This window comes from Nocardia arseniciresistens (genome assembly GCF_046764875.1).
GTDB classification, from domain to species: domain Bacteria; phylum Actinomycetota; class Actinomycetes; order Mycobacteriales; family Mycobacteriaceae; genus Nocardia; species Nocardia arseniciresistens.
Genome location: NZ_JBKORD010000012.1, coordinates 82,083 through 100,753 on the forward strand (window position 1 = coordinate 82,083; position 18,671 = coordinate 100,753).

The 18,671-nt window shown below is 66.0% G+C and carries 17 protein-coding genes; 6 read left to right on the forward strand and 11 right to left on the reverse strand.

From position 1 onward, the window contains the following. Positions 1–32: 32 nt before the first annotated feature. Both ACLMAJ_RS22485 and ACLMAJ_RS22490 read right to left on the reverse strand, forming a co-directional pair. Positions 33–770, reverse strand: a complete 738-nt coding sequence (locus ACLMAJ_RS22485; RefSeq protein ID WP_412015771.1) for an SDR family NAD(P)-dependent oxidoreductase — start codon at positions 768–770, stop codon at positions 33–35. A gap of 78 nt (positions 771–848) precedes the next feature. Next, positions 849–1,262, reverse strand: a complete 414-nt coding sequence (locus ACLMAJ_RS22490; RefSeq protein ID WP_412015772.1) for a carboxymuconolactone decarboxylase family protein — start codon at positions 1,260–1,262, stop codon at positions 849–851. Between the two features lie 244 nt (positions 1,263–1,506). Here ACLMAJ_RS22490 and ACLMAJ_RS22495 point away from each other — a divergent pair, with 244 nt between their 5' ends. After that, on the forward strand, positions 1,507–3,129 hold the full coding sequence (locus ACLMAJ_RS22495) for a flavin-containing monooxygenase (protein ID WP_412015773.1): 1,623 nt from the start codon (positions 1,507–1,509) through the stop codon (positions 3,127–3,129). A 108-nt stretch (positions 3,130–3,237) separates the two neighbouring features. Here the strand turns inward: ACLMAJ_RS22495 and ACLMAJ_RS22500 are convergent, their stop codons facing one another. Further along, positions 3,238–3,636: a nuclear transport factor 2 family protein gene (locus ACLMAJ_RS22500; protein ID WP_412015774.1), complete on the reverse strand. Its 399-nt coding sequence runs from the start codon at positions 3,634–3,636 to the stop codon at positions 3,238–3,240. A 43-nt stretch (positions 3,637–3,679) separates the two neighbouring features. After that, positions 3,680–4,078 carry a nuclear transport factor 2 family protein gene (locus ACLMAJ_RS22505; RefSeq protein ID WP_412015775.1) on the reverse strand — a complete coding sequence of 133 codons (399 nt, stop codon included), beginning with the start codon at positions 4,076–4,078 and terminating at the stop codon, positions 3,680–3,682. A 193-nt stretch (positions 4,079–4,271) separates the two neighbouring features. Here ACLMAJ_RS22505 and ACLMAJ_RS22510 point away from each other — a divergent pair, with 193 nt between their 5' ends. After that, the gene (locus ACLMAJ_RS22510; RefSeq protein ID WP_412015776.1) at positions 4,272–5,309 is read left to right on the forward strand and encodes a cyclase family protein; all 1,038 of its coding nucleotides are present in this window, start codon (positions 4,272–4,274) and stop codon (positions 5,307–5,309) included. A gap of 199 nt (positions 5,310–5,508) precedes the next feature. Beyond that, complete coding sequence (locus tag ACLMAJ_RS22515) at positions 5,509–6,225, forward strand: TetR/AcrR family transcriptional regulator (RefSeq protein WP_412015777.1); 717 nt, start codon at positions 5,509–5,511, stop codon at positions 6,223–6,225. Between the two features lie 121 nt (positions 6,226–6,346). On the opposite strand, the gene ACLMAJ_RS22520 is transcribed toward ACLMAJ_RS22515, so the two are convergent. Further along, positions 6,347–7,315 carry an SDR family NAD(P)-dependent oxidoreductase gene (locus ACLMAJ_RS22520; protein ID WP_412015778.1) on the reverse strand — a complete coding sequence of 323 codons (969 nt, stop codon included), beginning with the start codon at positions 7,313–7,315 and terminating at the stop codon, positions 6,347–6,349. 93 nt (positions 7,316–7,408) lie between these two features. Further along, complete coding sequence (locus ACLMAJ_RS22525) at positions 7,409–8,230, reverse strand: enoyl-CoA hydratase/isomerase family protein (protein ID WP_412015779.1); 822 nt, start codon at positions 8,228–8,230, stop codon at positions 7,409–7,411. Positions 8,231–8,296: 66 nt separating this feature from the next. Here ACLMAJ_RS22525 and ACLMAJ_RS22530 point away from each other — a divergent pair, with 66 nt between their 5' ends. Continuing rightward, on the forward strand, positions 8,297–9,079 hold the full coding sequence (locus ACLMAJ_RS22530) for an SDR family NAD(P)-dependent oxidoreductase (RefSeq protein ID WP_412015780.1): 783 nt from the start codon (positions 8,297–8,299) through the stop codon (positions 9,077–9,079). A gap of 37 nt (positions 9,080–9,116) precedes the next feature. On the opposite strand, the gene ACLMAJ_RS22535 is transcribed toward ACLMAJ_RS22530, so the two are convergent. The 5 genes from ACLMAJ_RS22535 to ACLMAJ_RS22555 form a co-directional block, all read right to left on the reverse strand. Next, the gene (locus ACLMAJ_RS22535; protein ID WP_412015781.1) at positions 9,117–10,502 is read right to left on the reverse strand and encodes an amidohydrolase family protein; all 1,386 of its coding nucleotides are present in this window, start codon (positions 10,500–10,502) and stop codon (positions 9,117–9,119) included. A 106-nt stretch (positions 10,503–10,608) separates the two neighbouring features. After that, positions 10,609–12,072 (reverse strand): CoA transferase, encoded by a 1,464-nt coding sequence (locus ACLMAJ_RS22540; RefSeq protein ID WP_412015782.1) that lies wholly within the window; start codon positions 12,070–12,072, stop codon positions 10,609–10,611. 1 nt (position 12,073) lies between these two features. Further along, positions 12,074–13,153, reverse strand: a complete 1,080-nt coding sequence (locus tag ACLMAJ_RS22545; RefSeq protein WP_412015783.1) for an enoyl-CoA hydratase/isomerase family protein — start codon at positions 13,151–13,153, stop codon at positions 12,074–12,076. A gap of 293 nt (positions 13,154–13,446) precedes the next feature. Next, the gene (locus ACLMAJ_RS22550; RefSeq protein ID WP_412015784.1) at positions 13,447–14,211 is read right to left on the reverse strand and encodes an SDR family NAD(P)-dependent oxidoreductase; all 765 of its coding nucleotides are present in this window, start codon (positions 14,209–14,211) and stop codon (positions 13,447–13,449) included. Then, positions 14,195–15,349, reverse strand: a complete 1,155-nt coding sequence (locus ACLMAJ_RS22555; RefSeq protein ID WP_412015785.1) for an acyl-CoA dehydrogenase family protein — start codon at positions 15,347–15,349, stop codon at positions 14,195–14,197. The genes ACLMAJ_RS22550 and ACLMAJ_RS22555 overlap by 17 nt, the downstream gene beginning before the upstream one ends. 227 nt (positions 15,350–15,576) lie before the next feature. Here ACLMAJ_RS22555 and ACLMAJ_RS22560 point away from each other — a divergent pair, with 227 nt between their 5' ends. Continuing rightward, a complete protein-coding gene (locus ACLMAJ_RS22560; protein ID WP_412015786.1) occupies positions 15,577–16,749 on the forward strand; it encodes a thiolase family protein in 1,173 nt (390 codons plus the stop codon). 291 nt (positions 16,750–17,040) lie between these two features. Further along, complete coding sequence (locus tag ACLMAJ_RS22565; RefSeq protein WP_412015787.1) at positions 17,041–18,555, forward strand: MFS transporter; 1,515 nt, start codon at positions 17,041–17,043, stop codon at positions 18,553–18,555. The last annotated feature ends 116 nt before the right edge of the window (positions 18,556–18,671 follow it).

The following is an 18,671-nucleotide window of genomic DNA, read 5'->3' on the forward strand; positions in this document are numbered from 1 at the left end:
GCTGCCGCACATCACATTTCGGCGGTCCAGTGTCAGAACAGGTAGCGTCCGCCATTGACGCTCAGGGTCTGGCCGGTCACGTAACCGGCTTCCTCGGAGGCGAGATAGGCGACGGCATAGGCGATATCGGCCGGTACGCCCGCCCGCTTCATCGGCATATGGGCCGCCGCCGCGTCGACATCGATGGTCTTGCGGGAAAGCGGGGTGTCGATGAAGCCGGGCGGAACGTGATTGACGGTGATGTTCTTCTCGATGAATTCGACCGCGAGGGTCTTGGTAAGGGCGATGACGCCGCCCTTGGACGAGGCGTAATGGGCCAGGCCGGGAGCTCCGGTCTGCGCGGAGGACGAGGAGATATTGATGATCCGGCCCCAGCCCGCGGCGAGCATGTCGGGAATCAGCGCCTGCGTGACCAGGAACGGCCCCTTGAGGTTGATCCGGATCGTGCGATCCCAGGATTCCTCGCTGAGGGTCGTGAAGGGTTCGGCCTGGGTGATTCCGGCATTGTTGACCAGAATGGTGACCGGTCCGAGTTCCGCCCTGGTTCGCGCGGCCGATGCGGCGATGGCCGTGGCCTCGGCCGCGTCGCCCTCCACCGCGATCGCCGTGCCGCCCGCCTCGCGAATCATGGCGGCGGTCTTCTCGGCGCCCTCGAGGTTGAGATCCCACACCGCGATCGCGGCGCCCTTGGCCGCGAGCACGGTCGCGATGCTCGCACCGATGCCGCTGCCGCCGCCGGTGACGACGGCAACCTTTCCTTCGAGTGACATGCTGACTCCTTAAGTCTTCGTTGAGTTCGGGTTGCCGGTCCGGCGTCGGATGTATGTCGTTTCGAACGGAAGGGTCCGCTATTCGCGGACGCCTATTTCGCCGAGTGCTTCGCGGATGGCGGTCCGGGCCCCGACCGACCGTGGCGCGCCGACATAGCCGGCGGCGTGGTAAACGACCTCGGCGATCTCTTCCTTGGTCAGTCCGTTGGTCAGCCCGATCCGGGTGTGTGTCTTCAGCTCGGTCTCGGCTCCCAAGGCGATCAGCAGGCTGATGGTGACCAGGCTGCGGTCGCGTTTGCTGAGCCCGTCACGTGACCACAGCAACCCCCAGACGCTCACCAGACCGAGCTCGACGAGCTCCTCGGCGAAAAGGCCGTCACGCATGTCGATATCGCCCTCGGGAATCACGCCGGGCATGGCCGCGCGCAGTTCCTCGAGACCTTCGGCCCGCCAATCGGTCCTAGCGCTGCCATTGGCTTCGGAGGTGGTCATTCGTCGCTCCATTCCGGTGTGCTGGTGGTCACCACGCAGATTAGACCAATCGGTCAGTACAATCAACGGGGAAGATGGCTGGTCGGGCCGCGACCTCACCGTATGGGCCGCACGCCTTTCTGTGACGGGACTGTTGATTCGGACCGAGTAGCGCTCTACTCTCGTGACCAAGGTCATAGACCGACCGGTCGAAACAACTGGGCGTCATGCGAAATGGCCGACCCGTTCGAGAATTGGAGAACATATGAGTGGCTCAGCGAAGGCGACCGGCGCTTTGGTTGACGTGCTGGTGATCGGGGCGGGCGTCACGGGCATCCAGCAGCTGTACCGGGCCCGCGAAGAGGGCTTCTCGGTCAAGGTGCTCGAGGCGGGCACCGGTGTCGGCGGCACCTGGTACTGGAACCGCTACCCCGAGGCGCGCTTCGACTCCGAGAGCTACACCTACGGCTTCCTGTTCTCGAAGGAGCTGTGGGAGGAATGGGAGTGGTCGGAGCTGTTCGCCGGTCAGCCCGAGATCGAGCGCTACTTCAACTTCGTGGTGGACAAGTTCGATCTGCGTCGCGACATCGAGTTCGGCGTCACGGTGACCTCGGCCTCCTTCGATGAGCCGACCGGAACTTGGACGGTACGCACCGGAGGCGGTGCGGAGCATCGCGCGCGCTATGTCGTCGCGGCCACCGGCGTCCTCTCGGTGCCGTACTACCCGGCGGTCGAAGGGCGCGAGAACTTCCGCGGCGAGCAGTATCACACCGGCCGTTGGCCGAAGACTCCCGTCGATTTCACCGGCAAGCGGGTCGCTCTGATCGGCACCGGATCCAGCGGCGTGCAGATCGTGCCGGCGATCGCGGACGACGTCGCCTCGCTGACGGTGCTGCAGCGCACCCCCGATTGGTGCACCCCGCTCAACAACGGGCCGATCAGTCCGCAGGAGCAGGCAGAGCTGAAGGCCGAGTTCGAGACTATCCGCGAGACGCTGAACACTTCGCCGAGCGGGTTCCTGCACGAGCTGCCCAGTCGTTTCTCCACCGAGGATTCGAAAGAGCAGCGGCTGGCGTTCTTCGAAAAGATGTGGAACAGCCCGGGCTTTTCGAAGCTGACCACGAACTACATCGACTTCACTACCAATCCCGAGGTGAACAAGGAGTTCTGCGAGTTCGTCGCCGACAAGATCCGTGGCCTGGTAACCGATCCTGCGACGGCCGAGAAGCTGATCCCCAAGAACCACCTCTACGCAGGTCGGCGCCCACCGTTCGTGACGGGTTACTACGAGGCGTACAACAAACCGACTGTGCAGCACGTATCGCTCGAACAGACGCCGATCGTCCGGGTCACCGAGACCGGTATCGAGCTGACCGACGGGCTGCGTGAATTCGACATCATCATCTGGGCGACCGGCTACGACTTCGGCACCGGCGCGCTCAACCGGCTCGGGGTGCGCGGTCGTGACGGTCTCGCGCTCGAGGCGTCCTGGGCGGACGGTCCGTCCACCTATCTCGGCATCGTGACCGCCGGGTTCCCGAACTTCTTCTTTCCGGGCGGACCGCACGGTGCGCTGGGCAATAACCCGCGGTACGCGAGCGACCAGGTGGACTGCGTCATCGATGTCCTCGAGCACGCGCGCGAGTACGACTACGACGTCATCGAAGTCGACCCCGCCGCCGAGAAGGACTGGACAGATACGGTCAACGGCAGTGGATCGCTGTTCCTGGAGAGCAGTTACTTCTTCGGCTCCAACATTCCGGGCAAGGCGGTCAAGCAGCTGCTGAATCCGACCGGGCGGCCGAACCTACAGCGTTTGATCGCTGAGCAGGCCGAGCAGAAGTACTCGGCATTCATCCTGTCCAAGGTCGAGGAAGCAGCCGCGTAGCGGTCGACCGGATCGGCAGAACGGGCCTCGTCGACGTGTTGTGTCGACGAGGCCCGTTGCGTCGGTCGCGGTTCGGTGAACGCGGCCGAGGTGGTGGCGCCGGATCTCCTAGATCACATAGGTCAGATTGCGGTGCTGGAACCGCCAGGCGCCATCGTGGTTGCGCAGCGTGTCTTCGTATCGTCCGATGATCCCGACCGCCCAGCCCGCGTCGCCGCGCTGAAGGAAGACGAGGTCGCTGACTGCCGTGGCCTCGGACTCGGTCCAGGACGTGATGACGGTGTTGGCGACGAGGTGCTTCTGCGGTGCCGTCGGGACCATACCGGCGTACACCCCGTGCAGCGCCTCGTGCCCTTCGAAGGTGCCGACGCCCATGATTTCGGTGGCGCCGTCGGGACAGAACGTCGCGACGATATCCGCGGTTCGTCCGTCATCGAGGGCCTGCGTGTACGCGGCGATGGCGGCGTGCACGCCGAGCGCGACCTGTGTCTCGGTGGTTCGACTCATTGTTACTCCAAACTTAGGTATTACCAGCAGGATTCGATGCGACCTAGGCGATGTAGGTCGTCTTCCGGCGCTGGAACCGCCAGCCGCCGTCCTGATGACGCAGGGTGTCCTCGTATCGGCCGACGACCAGCACTGTCCAACCCGCGTCGCCGCGCTGGAAGAAGGTCACATCGCTGAGGGCCGTGGCCTCGTTTTCGGTCCAGGACGTGATGACAGTGTTGGCGACGAGGTGCTTCTGCGGCGCGGTCGGCGCCCAGCCTTTGAAGGCTTCGCGTAATCCGTCGTGCCCTTCGATCGGGTCCATGCCCGGAACCTCGAGCACTCCGTCGGAGGTGTACAAAGCGACGATTTCATCAGTCTGTCCGGCATCCTGCGCTTGCGTGGCGGTGCCGATCAGGTTGCGGACGCCTACCGCGACCCACGCCTCTGTCGATTCGCTCATCATCTCTCCAAGATCGAGGGGAACTGCCTGCTCACGCCCACAGAACCATTTATTGTTTCGACCGTTCAGTCTAATCAAAATTCCGTGGCAGAGAGAGGAATCGCCATCATTCATAATTTCGTTGACCGATCAGTACAATCCACATAGCATGATGGCCTCGGTCGATGACGACTCGGACAGAAGGAGAAGGCCCGTGACGAAACGGTGGAAGCAGCGCCCCGAAGGTTCGAATTGGGGCGATTTCGGCGATGACGACGAACTGGGGCGCATCAACCTGCTGACCCCCGAGAAGGTCCTTCAGGGGGTGCGCGAGGTCGAGCACGGCATCACCTTCAGTCTGAGCCTGCCGCTGGACTATCCGGGTGGAACCGCACTGAACCAGCGCCGCTATCCACCGATCCTGCGACCGACCGAGGACCTGGCACATAACCAGGACACCTTCTTCAACGTCATCGCGAAGGACGCGATCGACCCCAGCTTCATCGATGTGTGGTCCGACGACGTCGTGACGCTGTGGCTGCAGTATTCGACGCAGTGGGATGCGCTGGCTCATCAGGGCGCCCTGTTCGACGCCGACGGTGACGGGGTCGCGGAGCCGTTGTACTACAACGGGTTCAGCGCCGGTGGCGACGTCATCGGGCCGAAGGAAGACGCCAAGGGCGACGGCAGCGGCAGCAAGTCCTTCGGCAAGCACCTCGGCCTCGAACATATGGCCGCCCACGGCATCCAGGGGCGCGGTGTCCTGATCGACGTCTCGCACCTCGGCAGCGATTGGCAGCCGGTGAACCTGAAGTTGCTCCAGGAGACCATGGCGAAGGACAACGTCGTCGTGGAGCCGGGCGACATGCTGATCATCCACACCGGCTTCGCCACCAAGGTCCTGTCCTGGGAAAAGAACCCCGGCCCCGAGATCCAGTACATGTACCCCTACCTCGACGCCTCGGACGATTCGCTGCTGGAGTGGATCGACCAATCGGGAATCTCGGCGCTGATCTCGGACAACTACGCGGTCGAGGGCTGGGCGGAGCCGAACGAAGAGCCGCACTCACTGATCCCGATCCACAACTTGTGCCTGTTCAAGCTCGGTATCCCGCTGGGTGAGCTGTGGTACACCGAGGAGCTCGCGACCTGGCTGCGCCAACACCACCGGAGTCGATTCCTGCTCACCGCGCCTCCGCTGCGCCTGCCCGGCGCGATGGGCAGTCCGCTGACCCCGGTCGCGACAGTCTGAGCGTTCCCCCGAGCGTCGTGCGCTGAATTCGGTGCAGGTCAGGTTTCGTGCCCGACCTGCGCCGAATCGGTTTGTGCGGACTCGTGCGATGCGCGGCACCCGCTCGTTCGGGAAGTGCGTCGATTGGTCGGCTCGACTGGCTGTGGGGTATGTCTTTAGTGGGGCCGCAACTCGTGGCGACAGGTGAAGGATCGGTGAGATGCCTACTACGCGAACGGAGCGCGGCAAAACTGCCCGTGTGGAGCGCGCCAAAACCGCCCGCTACTACCGTAAGCGCGAGCAGGTGGTGGACGTCGCGGTCCAGCTGTTCTCCAAGAATGGGTACGCCGGGACCGGGGTGGCGGATATCGGTGAGGCCGCGGGGTTGGCCCGTGGCGCGCTGTATTACTACATCGGCTCCAAAGATGCGCTCCTGGCCGAGATTCACGATCGAGTGCTCGATCCGCTACTCGTCGAGACATCGGCGATCGTCGGGATGGATATCTCCTTCCAGGCCCGTCTTCGATTGCTCTCAGAGGCACTGCTGCGCCAGATCGTCCACCGGCGCGACCATGTGCGGGTCTTTCTGCACGAATACCAACAATTGCAGGGTGAGCACCGCGTTCGGTTCCGGGTCAAGCGGCGGCGTTTCGAATCGCACATCCTCAGTGTTCTCGAAGAGGCGCACAGCGAAGGGAAGCTGCGCGAGCCGGATCTGGATCTGGCGATGCTCACCTATTTGAATCTGCACAACTACACCTACCAGTGGGTTTCTCGCCGCCCGGACCTGACGGTGCAAGAACTCGCTCGCTTCTATTGCGGGATCTTCTTGAACGGAATCCTCACCGATCCGCTGGACCAGGCAGTGGCTGATGCGGAGCTGGAGCACGGCCGGTCCGTGCTGGGCGTGCTGCTCACGAAGGGGCTCGATCACTGAGCTCTGGATCGCTTGTGCCGCAACGTCATCGACTCGCTCGGCATCCGTGATCGACTGCACGGCCGACCGCTCGCCGTAATCCCTGGTCGAGGCCACGGCGAGCGGTTGTTTCAGCAGTGACCTATGACGTCGGCTGATCGGCCGACGCCGCCAGCCCCGAGCTGGACATGGCGGCCATATCGAACTGGTGCTTCAGGAAGGAGCCGGACCAGCTCATCAGGTCGCCCGGCACGTAGTAGCCCGCCTCATCGTTGATCGTCTTCCAGTTCTCGGCCACATCCTCGATGGTGGCCGGGCCCTGATGCACGTAACCCTCGGTGGAGGCGATGAACAGTCGTGCGAAGCGGCCGGCGCCCGCGGTGTAGATCTCGCCGTTGACCGGGCAGCTTTCGTGGGCCAGGTAGGCGACCATCGGCGCCACCAGCGACGACGGCATGAACGGCTGACCGGCAACGGGCTGTGCGTCATCGGGTTGCTCACCGCCGCCCATACGGGTCATGGCAGCCGGGGCGATGAGATTGACCTTGATCCCGTGCGGCGCACCGGCCAGGCTCGAGCTGCGCGCAAGACCGATCGTTCCGCCCTTCGCCGCCGCGTAGGAGAGGTTGTTGTCCAGGCCGAATACACCGCTCGAGGTCGTCAAAACCACACGGCCGTAACCCTGTTCGACGAAGTGTGGCCAAGCGGCCCGCATGGTGTTGAACGAACCGGTGAGGTGCACGGCGAGGGTGCGGTCGAAATCCTTCGGGTCGACGTCGGGCAGGGCGGCCCACCGGACGATCCCGGCGTTGTTGACGAGGATATCGATGCGGCCGAACCGTTCGATCGCGGTCTCGATGATCGCCTTCGCGCCGGCTTCGGTGGATACGTCGTTGGTATCGGCCGCGGCGATTGCGCCGGCGGCGATGATCTCATCGACCACCGACTGCGCCGGTCCGACGTCGGAACCTTCGCCCTCCGCGGAGCCGCCGAGGTCGTTGACGACCACGCTCGCTCCGCGTTCGGCCAGGAGTCGGGCGTGGGCTCGTCCGATGCCGCGACCCGCGCCGGTAATGACCGCGACGCGGCCTTCGAAACTCAATTCACTCATGCGCGACTCCTGTGTCGGGGTAAACCTCGGCCAATTTTAGACCAATCGGTCAGTACATACAATGATTCGTGCAAGTCGGCGACCCGCCCCGCGTCATCGGCCACGGAAGGTCGCTTTGCGGGGGCCGTCTTCGACAAAGCTGCGCAGACCGTGCTGCGCGTCCTCGCTCGCGAAGCATCGGGCGATCAGGTCGGCTTCCAACGCCAGCCCGTCCTCGATCGGCAGCCGGGACCCGGCGTCGATCGCCTGCTTGGCGTACCGCAGGGCGAGTGGGCCCCGCGCGAACGCGAGGCCCTTCTCGACGGCGGTGCCGAACACGTCTGTGTCGTCGACCACCTGATCGACGAGGCCGATTCGCAGTGCCTCCTCGGCCTGCACGAGCCGCCCGGAAAGGATGAGGTCCTTGGCCCTGGCGAGTCCGACGGTTTGCGAAAGACGTTGCGTGCCACCCGATCCGGGCATGATTCCGAGTGTGGTCTCGGGCAGGCCGAGGCAGGCGCGGCGTCCTGCGATACGGAAGTCGGCGGCGAGGGCGAGCTCGCAGCCGCCGCCGAGGGCAAAGCCGTTGATCGCCGCGATGGTGATCTGCGGCGCGGTCGCGATCGCGTGAAATGCCTGTTGCAGCACGCGGTTGCGCTGGGCGAACACCTCGGCGTTCATGCCGACCATCTCCTTGACATCGGCACCGGCCGCAAAATGCTCGGCGCCGCCGGTGATCACGACCGCTCGAAAGGTCGTGCGCGCGTGCAGTCGCGCGGCCACGGACTCGAAGAGGTCCCACATGGATTGATCGAGCGCATTCACCGGCGGACGGTCGATGTGCAGGACGGCCAGTCGCTCGTCGTCGGGGTGGCGTTCGAGCCGCACCTGGGTGGTTTCGGGTCCCTGGGCGGCGTCTGGCCTGCTGGTCACCATTTGGTGCCTCCGATCGTGTGCTATGTTCACCAATAGTGTACCGACCGGTCAGCTAATCATAGTTCGATGTCAGCGCAGAGGAACGGTGAGATGCAAATGGGTATGGGGCACCCCGACGTGTCGGGGCGACGAGTTGTCATTACCGGCGCGGGACGCGGCTTGGGCCGGGTCCTCGCGACGGCCTTCGACGCGGCGGGCGCGCGACTGGGACTGGTGGCCCGTTCGGAAACCGCCCTCCAGAAGGTGGCCGACTCGCTGCAGGGCGATCCGGTCGTCTGTGCCGGAGATGTACGCGCGGACGAGTTCAACGAGACCGTCGCCGAACGCATGCTCGACCGCTTCGGCGGTGTCGATGTCTGGATCTGCAACGCGGGCGTATCGCCCGAGGTCGCGACGGTCGCGGAGACGAAGCCGGCGGTGTGGCGAGACATCATCGACGTGAACCTGACCGGGACATTTCTCGGGGCCCGCGCGGCCGCGGCCGTGATGGGCCGGGGCGGACGCATCATCGTGACCGGTTCGGTCATCGGCGACCGGCCGCGCAGCGGTTTGGCCGCGTACGCCGCCTCCAAGAGCGGCGCGCACGCATTCGTGCGGTCGCTGGCGCAGGAACTCGGGCCGAGCGCGATCACGGTCAACGCGGTGGCGCTCGGCTGGTTCGATACCGGCATGGGTGCGCACTGGCACCGCGACGAGGAACGCGAGAACGACATCGTCGGGCATACCGCCCTCGGGCGCTGGGGTACTCCCGCCGATCTGCCCGGTATCTATCTGTTTCTGGCCTCGGATTCTTCGGCGTACGTGACCGGTTCGACGATTACCGTCGACGGCGGATATTCGCTGCTGTAACCAGCATCCGGTGTGGCGGCAGCGGTGAGAGCGGTTGCTATGGCGCGAGATATACCGGTCGACCCTCGACAACGGTGGCCGCGACGAGGTCGGTGTCGAGCGCATCGGGGAATTCGCTCGGAGGGGTGCGCAGCAGTGTCAGATCGGCGATACGGCCTGGTGCGATGGTGCGTCCAAGTTGTGGTCGGGCGGGCTCTCCGAAGAACAGGGCCAGCGCCGCAATGGGTGAAATCGTTTCGGCGGCAGGTGATTCCGATCCGCGGTCGATCGCGGCGCGCACCACCGGCCATGGGTCGGGGCCGCCGAACGGGGCGTCTGTGCCCGCAGCGACTCCGACACCGGCGGCCAGCAGCGAACCGAGCCGCCACAAATCCGGCCGATCCTCGTCGGGGACTTCCTGGGCATATTGTTCGGCGCGCTCCACCGGGAAGTGCGGTTGGGTGATCACCGGGACGCCGTGCTCGGCCAGCCAGGCCATCGATTCGGCCGGAATGATGGCCCCGTGTTCGATACGGTCCCCGGCGATTACGCCTGCGGTCTCCAGCGCTGCCATGGTCAACACCAGCTGCACCCGGGTCACACAATGCACGGCGGCGGGTTTGCCGACCGCATGCAGTTCGCGGAGCGTGGCGGTGAACTCGTCGAGGGCAGGCAAGGTGGTGTCGTCCAGGATTATCTTGTTGGGTCCCAACGAGAATCGTCCGACGCGGGGGGCGGCGATATTCGGCGCGGCCATACAGTGGACCCGCTGCGGAATAGCGCCGTCGGCAACCCGATCGGCGAGGTCGTCTATATCGGATTGTCCCAAATCTGGTGTCGCGTCGGTGAATCCGGTGATCCCAAGGGCGGCGGCCCGGGTAGCGATCCCGGACAGGTCTGGCGACCGCGCACCGATTCGCTCGCCGAGCCAGGCGTCCATGCGCCACAACCGTCCGGTGGCATGCCCTGCGGGATCGCGTTCGACACCGGCCAGCGAGCATTCGTCGACGTCGAGTAGCTCGCACGCGCGCGAATTCAGCATCCACACCGCACCCGACCGATGCTGGATCCGGACCGGTCGAGCCGTCGGCATACCGTCGAGCCGCGCGCGATCGAGGTCGCCCGCCACGCTCTCGTGGTAGCCGACCCCGCGAATCCAGTCATGCGGCGGCAACTCTCGATCCGCACTCCGCAACCGGTTCAGCAACTCGGCGGCGGTGCGTACCCGCGGCGGCCCGAACTGAATCGAACCAGAGCGCGCCGCCAGCGACCGCAGATGTACATGGTGATCATGCAGTCCCGGCACCAGCCAGCCGCCGCGCGCATCGATATCGTCCTCGCCGGACATCGGTCGCAGCCCTCGTCCGCATTCGGTGATGTGGCCCCCGACCCACCGGACGTCGGTATCGGCGGTGCCGAAAACCGTTGCGTTCCGGATCAGCACAGCACACCCGTACGCCGCGGCCCCAGGCCACGCCCGCATTCGGGGGGTGGTGGGGGGTCCGATCGAACGCCGGGGTCGGACGGGCCGATGAGCGCTGTGCTCGCAATCAGCACAGCGCACCAGCGACCGCCGCGGGCGCCAGCACGGGCTGGGCGCGGCCGAGATGTTCGCATTCGACGACCCATCCGGAGTTCGTGCGCACCACGTGATGTGGGCCGTGCGCCAGGGGTGGTGCGGTGGCGAAAGCCGCGGCGGTGTCACGCATCGAAAGATCGAGCAGTAGGCCGCCGCCCGCGCGGACCGCCCCGACGACGGCCAGTGCCGCGCAGATCCCCGAGAGTGGGTCGGCGACGGCGTCCGCGCAGAACACCGGCTCGTCTTCGTATCGGCCGACCAGCCCACCCGCGACGGCGGCGTCGTCGCCGAAGGCCACCCGCATCGGGTCGTCGCGGCCGTATCCGGTGAGGCTGAGCCAAATCTGTCCGGCGTGGTGCGGGCGGCTATCGGGTCCCAGGCCGAGTTGAGCCAGCGCGCGCGGGCGCGATGCCTCGATCACGATATCGGCTGCGTCGATCAACGCGGCCAATTCCGTTCTCCCCGTACCGGATCGGAAGTCGACCGTGCGGAACTCGTGCCCGGCGTGCAACCGATCGAAGAAGGCCGGATCGGCGCGGGCACCGTCGGGCCGGTGCGGGCTCTCCACCTTGACGATTCGGGCACCGGCCCTGCCCAGGACGTGCGCGCAGAGCGGTCCGGCCCACATCGACGACAGATCGATCACCAAGCAGTCGCGCAGGGTGCGCCCGGCGGTCGGTGCGCTGATGCGAGTGGCCTGCCACGGCACCGCGGGCCCGGGCGTGTGCGGTAGTGCGGCGGCCGGTACCCCCAGCAGTTGTGCCCTGTCGGCCAATTGCGTCGCAGACCAATGCTTTGCAGCGGCCACCAGAGCTTCCCATGGGGCGACGTCGCAACGCTCGCCGAGGATCGCGGGTACCGCGTCGAGGTCATCGGATCTGCTGAGAGTGATCGCGCACCAGCCGTCCGCGGTGCGCAATAGTCTGCTCGTACCGCCTGCGGATCGGCGACCGGCGCGCCGCAATCCGGTGAGTGCGGCTCGGCCGGACAGTGCTGTCGCCGGATCGAGGTCGACGGGCTCGCCGGTGTCGGCGGTCGAATCCGCCAGCGCCCGGATGACCTCCCGCAACAGGCCGTACATGGCGGCGGGGGATAGGACCGGCGGCCCGTCCGCCGGTCCGGTGAGATCCATACATCCGGACGCCGCCCAATCCAGCGCCGGGCACGCGGCACCGATGAGCTCGGCCGTGGCAGGTACTCGGTCGGGGATATCTGCGGACGGCGGTACCGGGTCGGTGACATCCGTGGCCGGAGGTACAGCGGCGGTAACTCTTTCGGCCGGGTGCGCTGGGTCGTTGGCTCCGGTTGCCGGACGCGTCGGTTCGATAGCTTCGGCCCGACTGACCCGTGTGTCCAGCGTCCGCAACCATCGGCTCACCAGTAGTGCGGCACCCGGGTTCCCGAACTGCTTGTCGGCCTTGGCATTCGGAGCCACGTCAGTCGCCGTTCACGGTCAGCCGGTCGACCAGTCCCCAGCGCAGGGCGGCCTCGGCCGACAGGGGTTCGCCGGTCAGCATCGACCAGGCCGCGCGCCAGCGCCCGATGCGCCGCGGCACGCTGACCGTGCCGCCCGCGCCGGGAACCAAGCCCATGCGCACCTCAGGGAACAGGAAGTAGGTGTCCGGTGCGGCGAGTACGGTCCCGGCGAACGCGGCCATTTCGGCTCCCGCGCCGATGCAGGCACCGTGGGTGCGCACCACCAGCCGGTCGGCGATGCGGTCCAGGACATTCCAGGGCGCGCGGTCCAGCCGGACGAGGTAGGCCGCGACCGGATCTGTGGCCCTGCCGAATTCGTCCAGGTCGCCGCCGCTGCAGAACGCGGGTCCGGTACCGCTGATTTCGATGGATTCGATACTCGGATCGGCCTCGGCCACCTGCACCGCCGCCAGGAGTTCTTCGCGCAGTCGGGTACTCAGCGCATTACGCCGCTGTGGATGGTCCAGCACGATCGTCAGGTGGTCGTCGGTGCGGCTCGAGCGCACGAGGTCGTGCGCCGGTTGGTCGGTGGTGCGCGCGGGGCCGCGCTCGGCGAGCCAGGTGGCGAATTCGGAACCACCGAGCAGCATCGAATAGGTGGCGGCCTCCGCGGCCAGCGCCGCAGTGGTCCGCAGCCGGACGGTCTGGCGTAAGAGCTGTCCACAGGCCAGCGCCGCTTGCGGTGACCGTGCGACCGCGGCATCCAAAGTCCGTATCGCGCCATCGATATCGGGCACGGTGACCACTTGATATGCCAGCTCCGATCCCGGCACATCGGTCAGGGTCAGAGTCAGCGCGGCCGATATCGGGCTCAGATGCGGGGGCAGGGGTGTGCGCAGCAGGCCGATGGTCAGCGGCAATGCGCGTTCGATGGCCGCGGCGGTCGCTGTCACGGTCTCCGGGGACTGTCCGTGCAGCTCGTCCAGGTCGAGGACGACCAGCGGTCTGCCGGGTTTGCCGTCCTCGGTGATCTCGAGCCCGGTTTCGCGCAGACCGTTCATCATGCGCATCCCTTCGGTGTGTCGAGCACTGCTCGTCATCGGCCGCGGCGAACATCTACTGTTCGAGCCTGAGAGCGTATACGAGAAGTCCGCTGGTCGCTCGCCGCTGGAGTGATGTCCGAACAACCCTCACCGGGGTTTCGGACCCGCTGTAAGCCGTTCGGCACCGACACGGGATCCGGACTCTGTGTGACCGGAGTCCGGATCCTGTGCGGGCCCTGCTGCGGGGGTGCCCATCGCCGCGAGCCTGCCGGGGCAGTGATTCTCGCAGCGATGTTCCTCCGAACCGGCGCCACCGCAGCTGGTCTTCGATCACCTCGGGTCCGACCGGTTCACTTCGGGGCGAAGCGTTGGCCCGCGTCCAAGCGCAGGCATTGACCGTTCAGCATCGGGTTGTCGACGATGGCGAGGGCGAGCTTGGCGTACTCCTCTGGCCGACCGAGCCGTTTGGGGAAGGCGGCGTCCTTGACCAGCTCGGCCCGGACCTCGTCGGGGATCTTGCTGGTGGCGCCGGTGTCGAACAGGCTCGGTGCGATGGCCAGCACGCGGATGCCGAGTGAGCCGAGGTCGCGCGCCATGGTGAGGCACATCCCGGCGATCGCGGCCTTGGCGGCCGTGTAGGCGACCTGGCCGATCTGACCTTCGAAGGCGGCGACCGACGAGGTGTTGATGATGACGCCGCGTTCGCCGTCGAGGTCATCGGGTTCGTTGCGGCTCATATGCACCGCGGCGAGCCTGCTGATGTTGAAGGTGGCGACAGCGTTGAGGTCGAGCACCTGGCGGAAGAGCTCGAGATCGTGCGGTCCGTCCTTGCCGAGCGTGCGCTTCACCTTGCCACCGCCCGCTGTGGTGACCGAGACATGCAGTCCACCAAGGGATTCGACGGCGTCGGCAAGCGCCTGTTCGGTAGCGGCGAAGTCGGTGATGTCGACCGGAAGGAAACTGGCGCCGAATGTCGCCGCAACCTCGGCGCCGTCGGAGCCGGGGCGGTCGAGGACCGCCACGTCGGCACCGCGGGCCGCCAGCAGTTCGGCGCTGGCCCGGCCCATGCCGGACGCGCCGCCGAACACCACGGCCTTCTTACCCTTGATCTCCATCGAATTCCTTTCGCTCGAGCGGATGTGGGGACTGCCGCAGCAGGCGGCAGAGCCGGTCCCGATGCACGGTGGTGTCGCCGTAGAGCACGGCATCGACCTCGGCCCTGCGTAGATAGAGGTGTAGGTCGTGCTCCCAGGTGAAGCCGATGCCGCCGTGCAACTGCAGTGCACGGCCCGCGACGTCGCCGGCGGTTGCCGAGGTGTATGAAGCGGCGGCACAGGCCGCTCGCGCCGCGTCCTCGGCACCCGCGTCCTCGGCCATTGCCGCGTAATACGTGGCCGCGCGCACGCCGTGTACGAGCATCGCCATCTCGGCGCAGCTGTGCTTGACGGCCTGGAAGGTGCCGATCGGACGCCCGAATTGCACACGGACCTTTGCGTACTCGACGGTGAGCTCTAGCATGCGCGCCATGACCCCGAGCGCTTCGGCGCATCGCAGTACCGACGCGTAGTCGAGCAGTCGCTGCACATCGGCGGGTCCGTCGTCGAGGCCGCGGTCGGCCGAGACCCGCACACCGTCGAGGCGCACCTCGTAGAAGGCGCGGGTCGGATCGAGGGTCTGTTGACGCCTGACCGTGACTCCGGGGAAGTCCCGGTCCACCAGGAACGACCGCATCGTGCCGTCGTGCCGGGCGGTGACAAGCAGCCAGCGTGCGCCACCCGCATCCTGCACCGCGGTCTTTATCCCATCGAGAACAATTGCGCCCCCGTCGGTTCGGGCGGTGGTGTGGACCCCGTCGAGGGTCCATGGCGCATGCGGTTCGGCGAAGGCCCAGGTTGCCCAGCTCGAACCCGCGGCGATCGCGGGCAGCACCAGGGCCCGCAGCGGCGGCGATCCGGCGGTGGTGATGGCGCGGCCGACGATCGCGTTCGGCAGGAACGGCCCGCGAATGAGTGCCCGCCCGGCCTCCTCGGCGAGTAGTGCGAGCTCGACCAGACCCTGATCGGCCCCCTCGTATTCCTCGGGCAGGGCAACGCCGAGCCAGCCGAGTTCGCCTGCCAGCCGCCATAATTCGGAGTCGACATCCTCGTCGGCATCGAGCCTGGCCCGCATGTCTGCGATCGGAGCGCGGTCGGAAAGCAGGTCGCGCCACGCGTCGCGCAGCATCACCTGCTCGTCATCGAGCTCGAAGTTCACCGGTCACCACCCCACTATCGTTTCAACAGCACACGTCACAGCGAAGGTATCCTTTTTTCTACGGAGGGTCGAGATCTCCCTAGCGTTGTCCCGCTCGCCGGGAGCGGTCGAAAAATGGGCGCTGAACTCGTGTATTGCGAGTCCGATGCGGCCCATTCGGGGCAATGGGGCCGTCTGCTGGCTGTGAACGCTTCCGATCAGGCCGATAATAGAGTACAACGAATTATATGATTGATGCCGTTATCCTGTCCGCCTGTCGCACCGCGATCGGCACCGCTCGCAAGGGAGCCCTGCGCGACACCAGCGCCTTCGAACTGGCCACCCTCGTCGTCCGCGAGGCGGCACACCGCAGCGGTCTGCCGCTGGAGGCGTTCGACGACCTGATCCTCGGCGAATCCCTGGCCGGTGGTGGCGACATCGCCCGGTACGCGGCGATCGAGGCGGGCCTGACTCATGTTCCCGGCCTCGCGCACAACCGGCACTGCGCCTCCGGTCTGGCCAGCGTGGCGAGCGCGGCCGCGAGCGTGCGGGCCGGGATGGATCGTGCCGTGATCGCGGGCGGGACCCAGTCCTCGTCCACGGCTCCGGTGTCGCGCCGCCGGATTCCGGGCACCGATGACTTGCAGGACCCGTGGATGTCGCCCTCGCACGTCTCGACACCAGAGGCGCCCAACAACGACATGGGGATTCTCGTAGGGTGGAATACCGCCCAACTGGCCGGCATATCCCGGACGGAGATGGACGCGTGGGCCCTGCGGTCACATGAGCGAGCGATCCGGGCGATCGACGAGGGCCGGTTCACCGACGAGATCGTGCCGGTCGAGGTCACCGACCGGGACAACGCGGTATCGGTCTTCGAGGTCGACGAGCACCCACGGCGCGGCTCCACCCTCGAAAAGCTGGCCTCACTGAAGCCGCTGCACCCGGAGATCGAGGGCTTTTCGATCACGGCGGGCAATGCGAGCGGAGTGAACGACGGCGCGGCCGCGGTTGTCGTAGCGAGCTCGGAATTCGCTGAGGCGCAGGGGCTTACGCCGATCGCGATGGTCCGCGCATGGGCCAGCGTCGGTGTCGATCCGGTACAGACCGGACTGGCGCCGATCGCCGCGATCCGCAAGGCGCTCGACCGGGCCGGAATCGGCATCGGCGCCGTCGACCTGTTCGAGATCAACGAGGCGTTCGCGTCGGTGCCGGTGGCTGCCGTGCGCGAGTTGGGTCTGGACGAAGCGCGGGTCAATCCCTTCGGTAGTGGTTGCAGTCTCGGGCATCCGATCGCTACCACCGGCGCGCGGATGGTCGTGACGCTGGCGCACGAGTTGCGTCGCCGGGGTGGCGGGACGGCGGTCGCGGCGATGTGCGCGGGTGGCGGCATGGGCTCGGCGATGGTCATCACTGCCTGATCTATAACTCTCTGCGCTCGTGATGACCGCCGATCCGAGGAAACTCTGCTACGTGCCCGTATTGCCTCTTCAAGAATAGTTTCGGCGTTCTCGCAGGCCCGCATCGACAGTGGGACTTCCCGCTGAGCGGAAAGACCGATATGCGTTGCGCCACAGACGGGTTGTGATGTTCATTACGCATTCTCTGCGCCCCGAGCATGGGCGAATGCAATCACCGATGGTCTGCACGGCTCGATCGCACTGCGCAATCCAGAGCGAGAGTTCCGAGCAGGTCCCGAAAGGATCCCGATGATGGATGCTGTTACTCGGTCCGGCGAATCGACCGGTGTCGAAAAGGGTTGGTCGCCGCGACTGATCCTGTCCCTGGTCTCGATGGTTCTACTACTCGAGATGCTCGCGGTCAGTTATTCCATGGTGTCGATGGCGATCGCGGATATTTCGGCGCATTTCCACACGACGCAGGGTGCCTGGCTGATGACCTCGATGCTGCTGGTAGGTGCGGTAACGGGCCCGTTGGCCGGCAAGCTCGCCGACATGTACGGCAAGCGCAAGCTGTTGCTGGGGTGCGCGGCCGTGGCGGCCGTGGGAGCGTTGCTTTCCGCGGTCGCTTCCAGCTATGCCGTGCTGATCGTCGGCCGATCGCTGACCGGCCTCCTGATTCCATGCGTATTCCTGAGCTATTCGCTGATTCGGGATATCTTCCCGCGTAAGACGGTCGCGCTCGCGGTGAGCGTTGCCACTAGCGGAATGGGCCTGGTCGCGATTCCCGCGCCATTTCTCACCGGCTGGTTTCTCGATAACTACGGTTGGCGCAGCATCTTCTGGTTCTTTGCCATTGGGCTCGTGGTGTTCGGCGCCATGATCTTCGTCAGTACCGAGGAATCCGCCGTTCGCCTGCGGTCGAAGGTCGATGTGCTTGGTGCGGTGTTACTCGGTGCGGGTATCGCGGGTGTTCTCGTCGCACTCAGCTTCGGCCCGACTTGGGGCTGGCAGAACGGATCGACGCTGGCCTACCTGTTCGGCGGCAGCGTATTGATGGTGGCCTGGTTGGTGTCGGCGGGCTTCGTGAGTGCCCCGCTGATCGACCTGGCCGTCCTGCGCAGGCGGCCGGTCTGGCTGACCGCCCTGGTCTCCGGCCTCTGCTACGCCTGTAGCGCGCTGTTCGCGATGCTGCTTCCGATGCTGGCCATGACTCCAGCGGTGATGGGACTCGGCTACGGATTCGGCATCAGTGCCAAGGGGTTCGCGATCTTCCAGTCGCCGATGGCCGCCATGACCATGGTCGGTGGCGTGATCGTCGGTGCCCTGGTCGGCCGCGGTATCCGCCCCCGTCCGCTGCTGGCGGGGGGCATGGCGCTGATATCGGCAGCCTTCGTGCTGTGCGGGCAGATGCACGACAACAAAGCGCTGCTGATGGCGTTCGCGGGCCTGTGCGGTACCGGAATGGGCCTAGCCATGTCGGCGGTGCCCAATCTGCTGATCGAGGCGGTTCCGCCGCAGTTACAGGCCAGTACGGCGAGTATCGTCGCCGTATCGCAGAGCGTTGTCGCCTCGATTCTGCCGGTGATCGTATTCACTGTGCTGAACAATTCCTACATCGCCCCGTTTCCGATGGAGATGACACATGGTCATACCTTCTACACCGATAATGGCTTCCGGATCGCCTTCCTGATGGGTGCGGTCGCGGCCGGTGTCGCCGCGTTGTTCGCGCTGCTGCTGCCGCGCAAGATCGAGCAGGTTCGGGTACCCCGCACGCAGGTCGCCGGCGATGACGACCAGCAGGCGGCGGTGGCCTTCGCGCATTGATCACCAACGAAAACGGGCCGTTCGCGCGATTCTCGCGCGGCCGGCCCGTTTCGGCATTGTGGGAACGATAACCACTGCCACCCTTATCCGTGTTTGTGGCCGAGTCGGAGAAACTC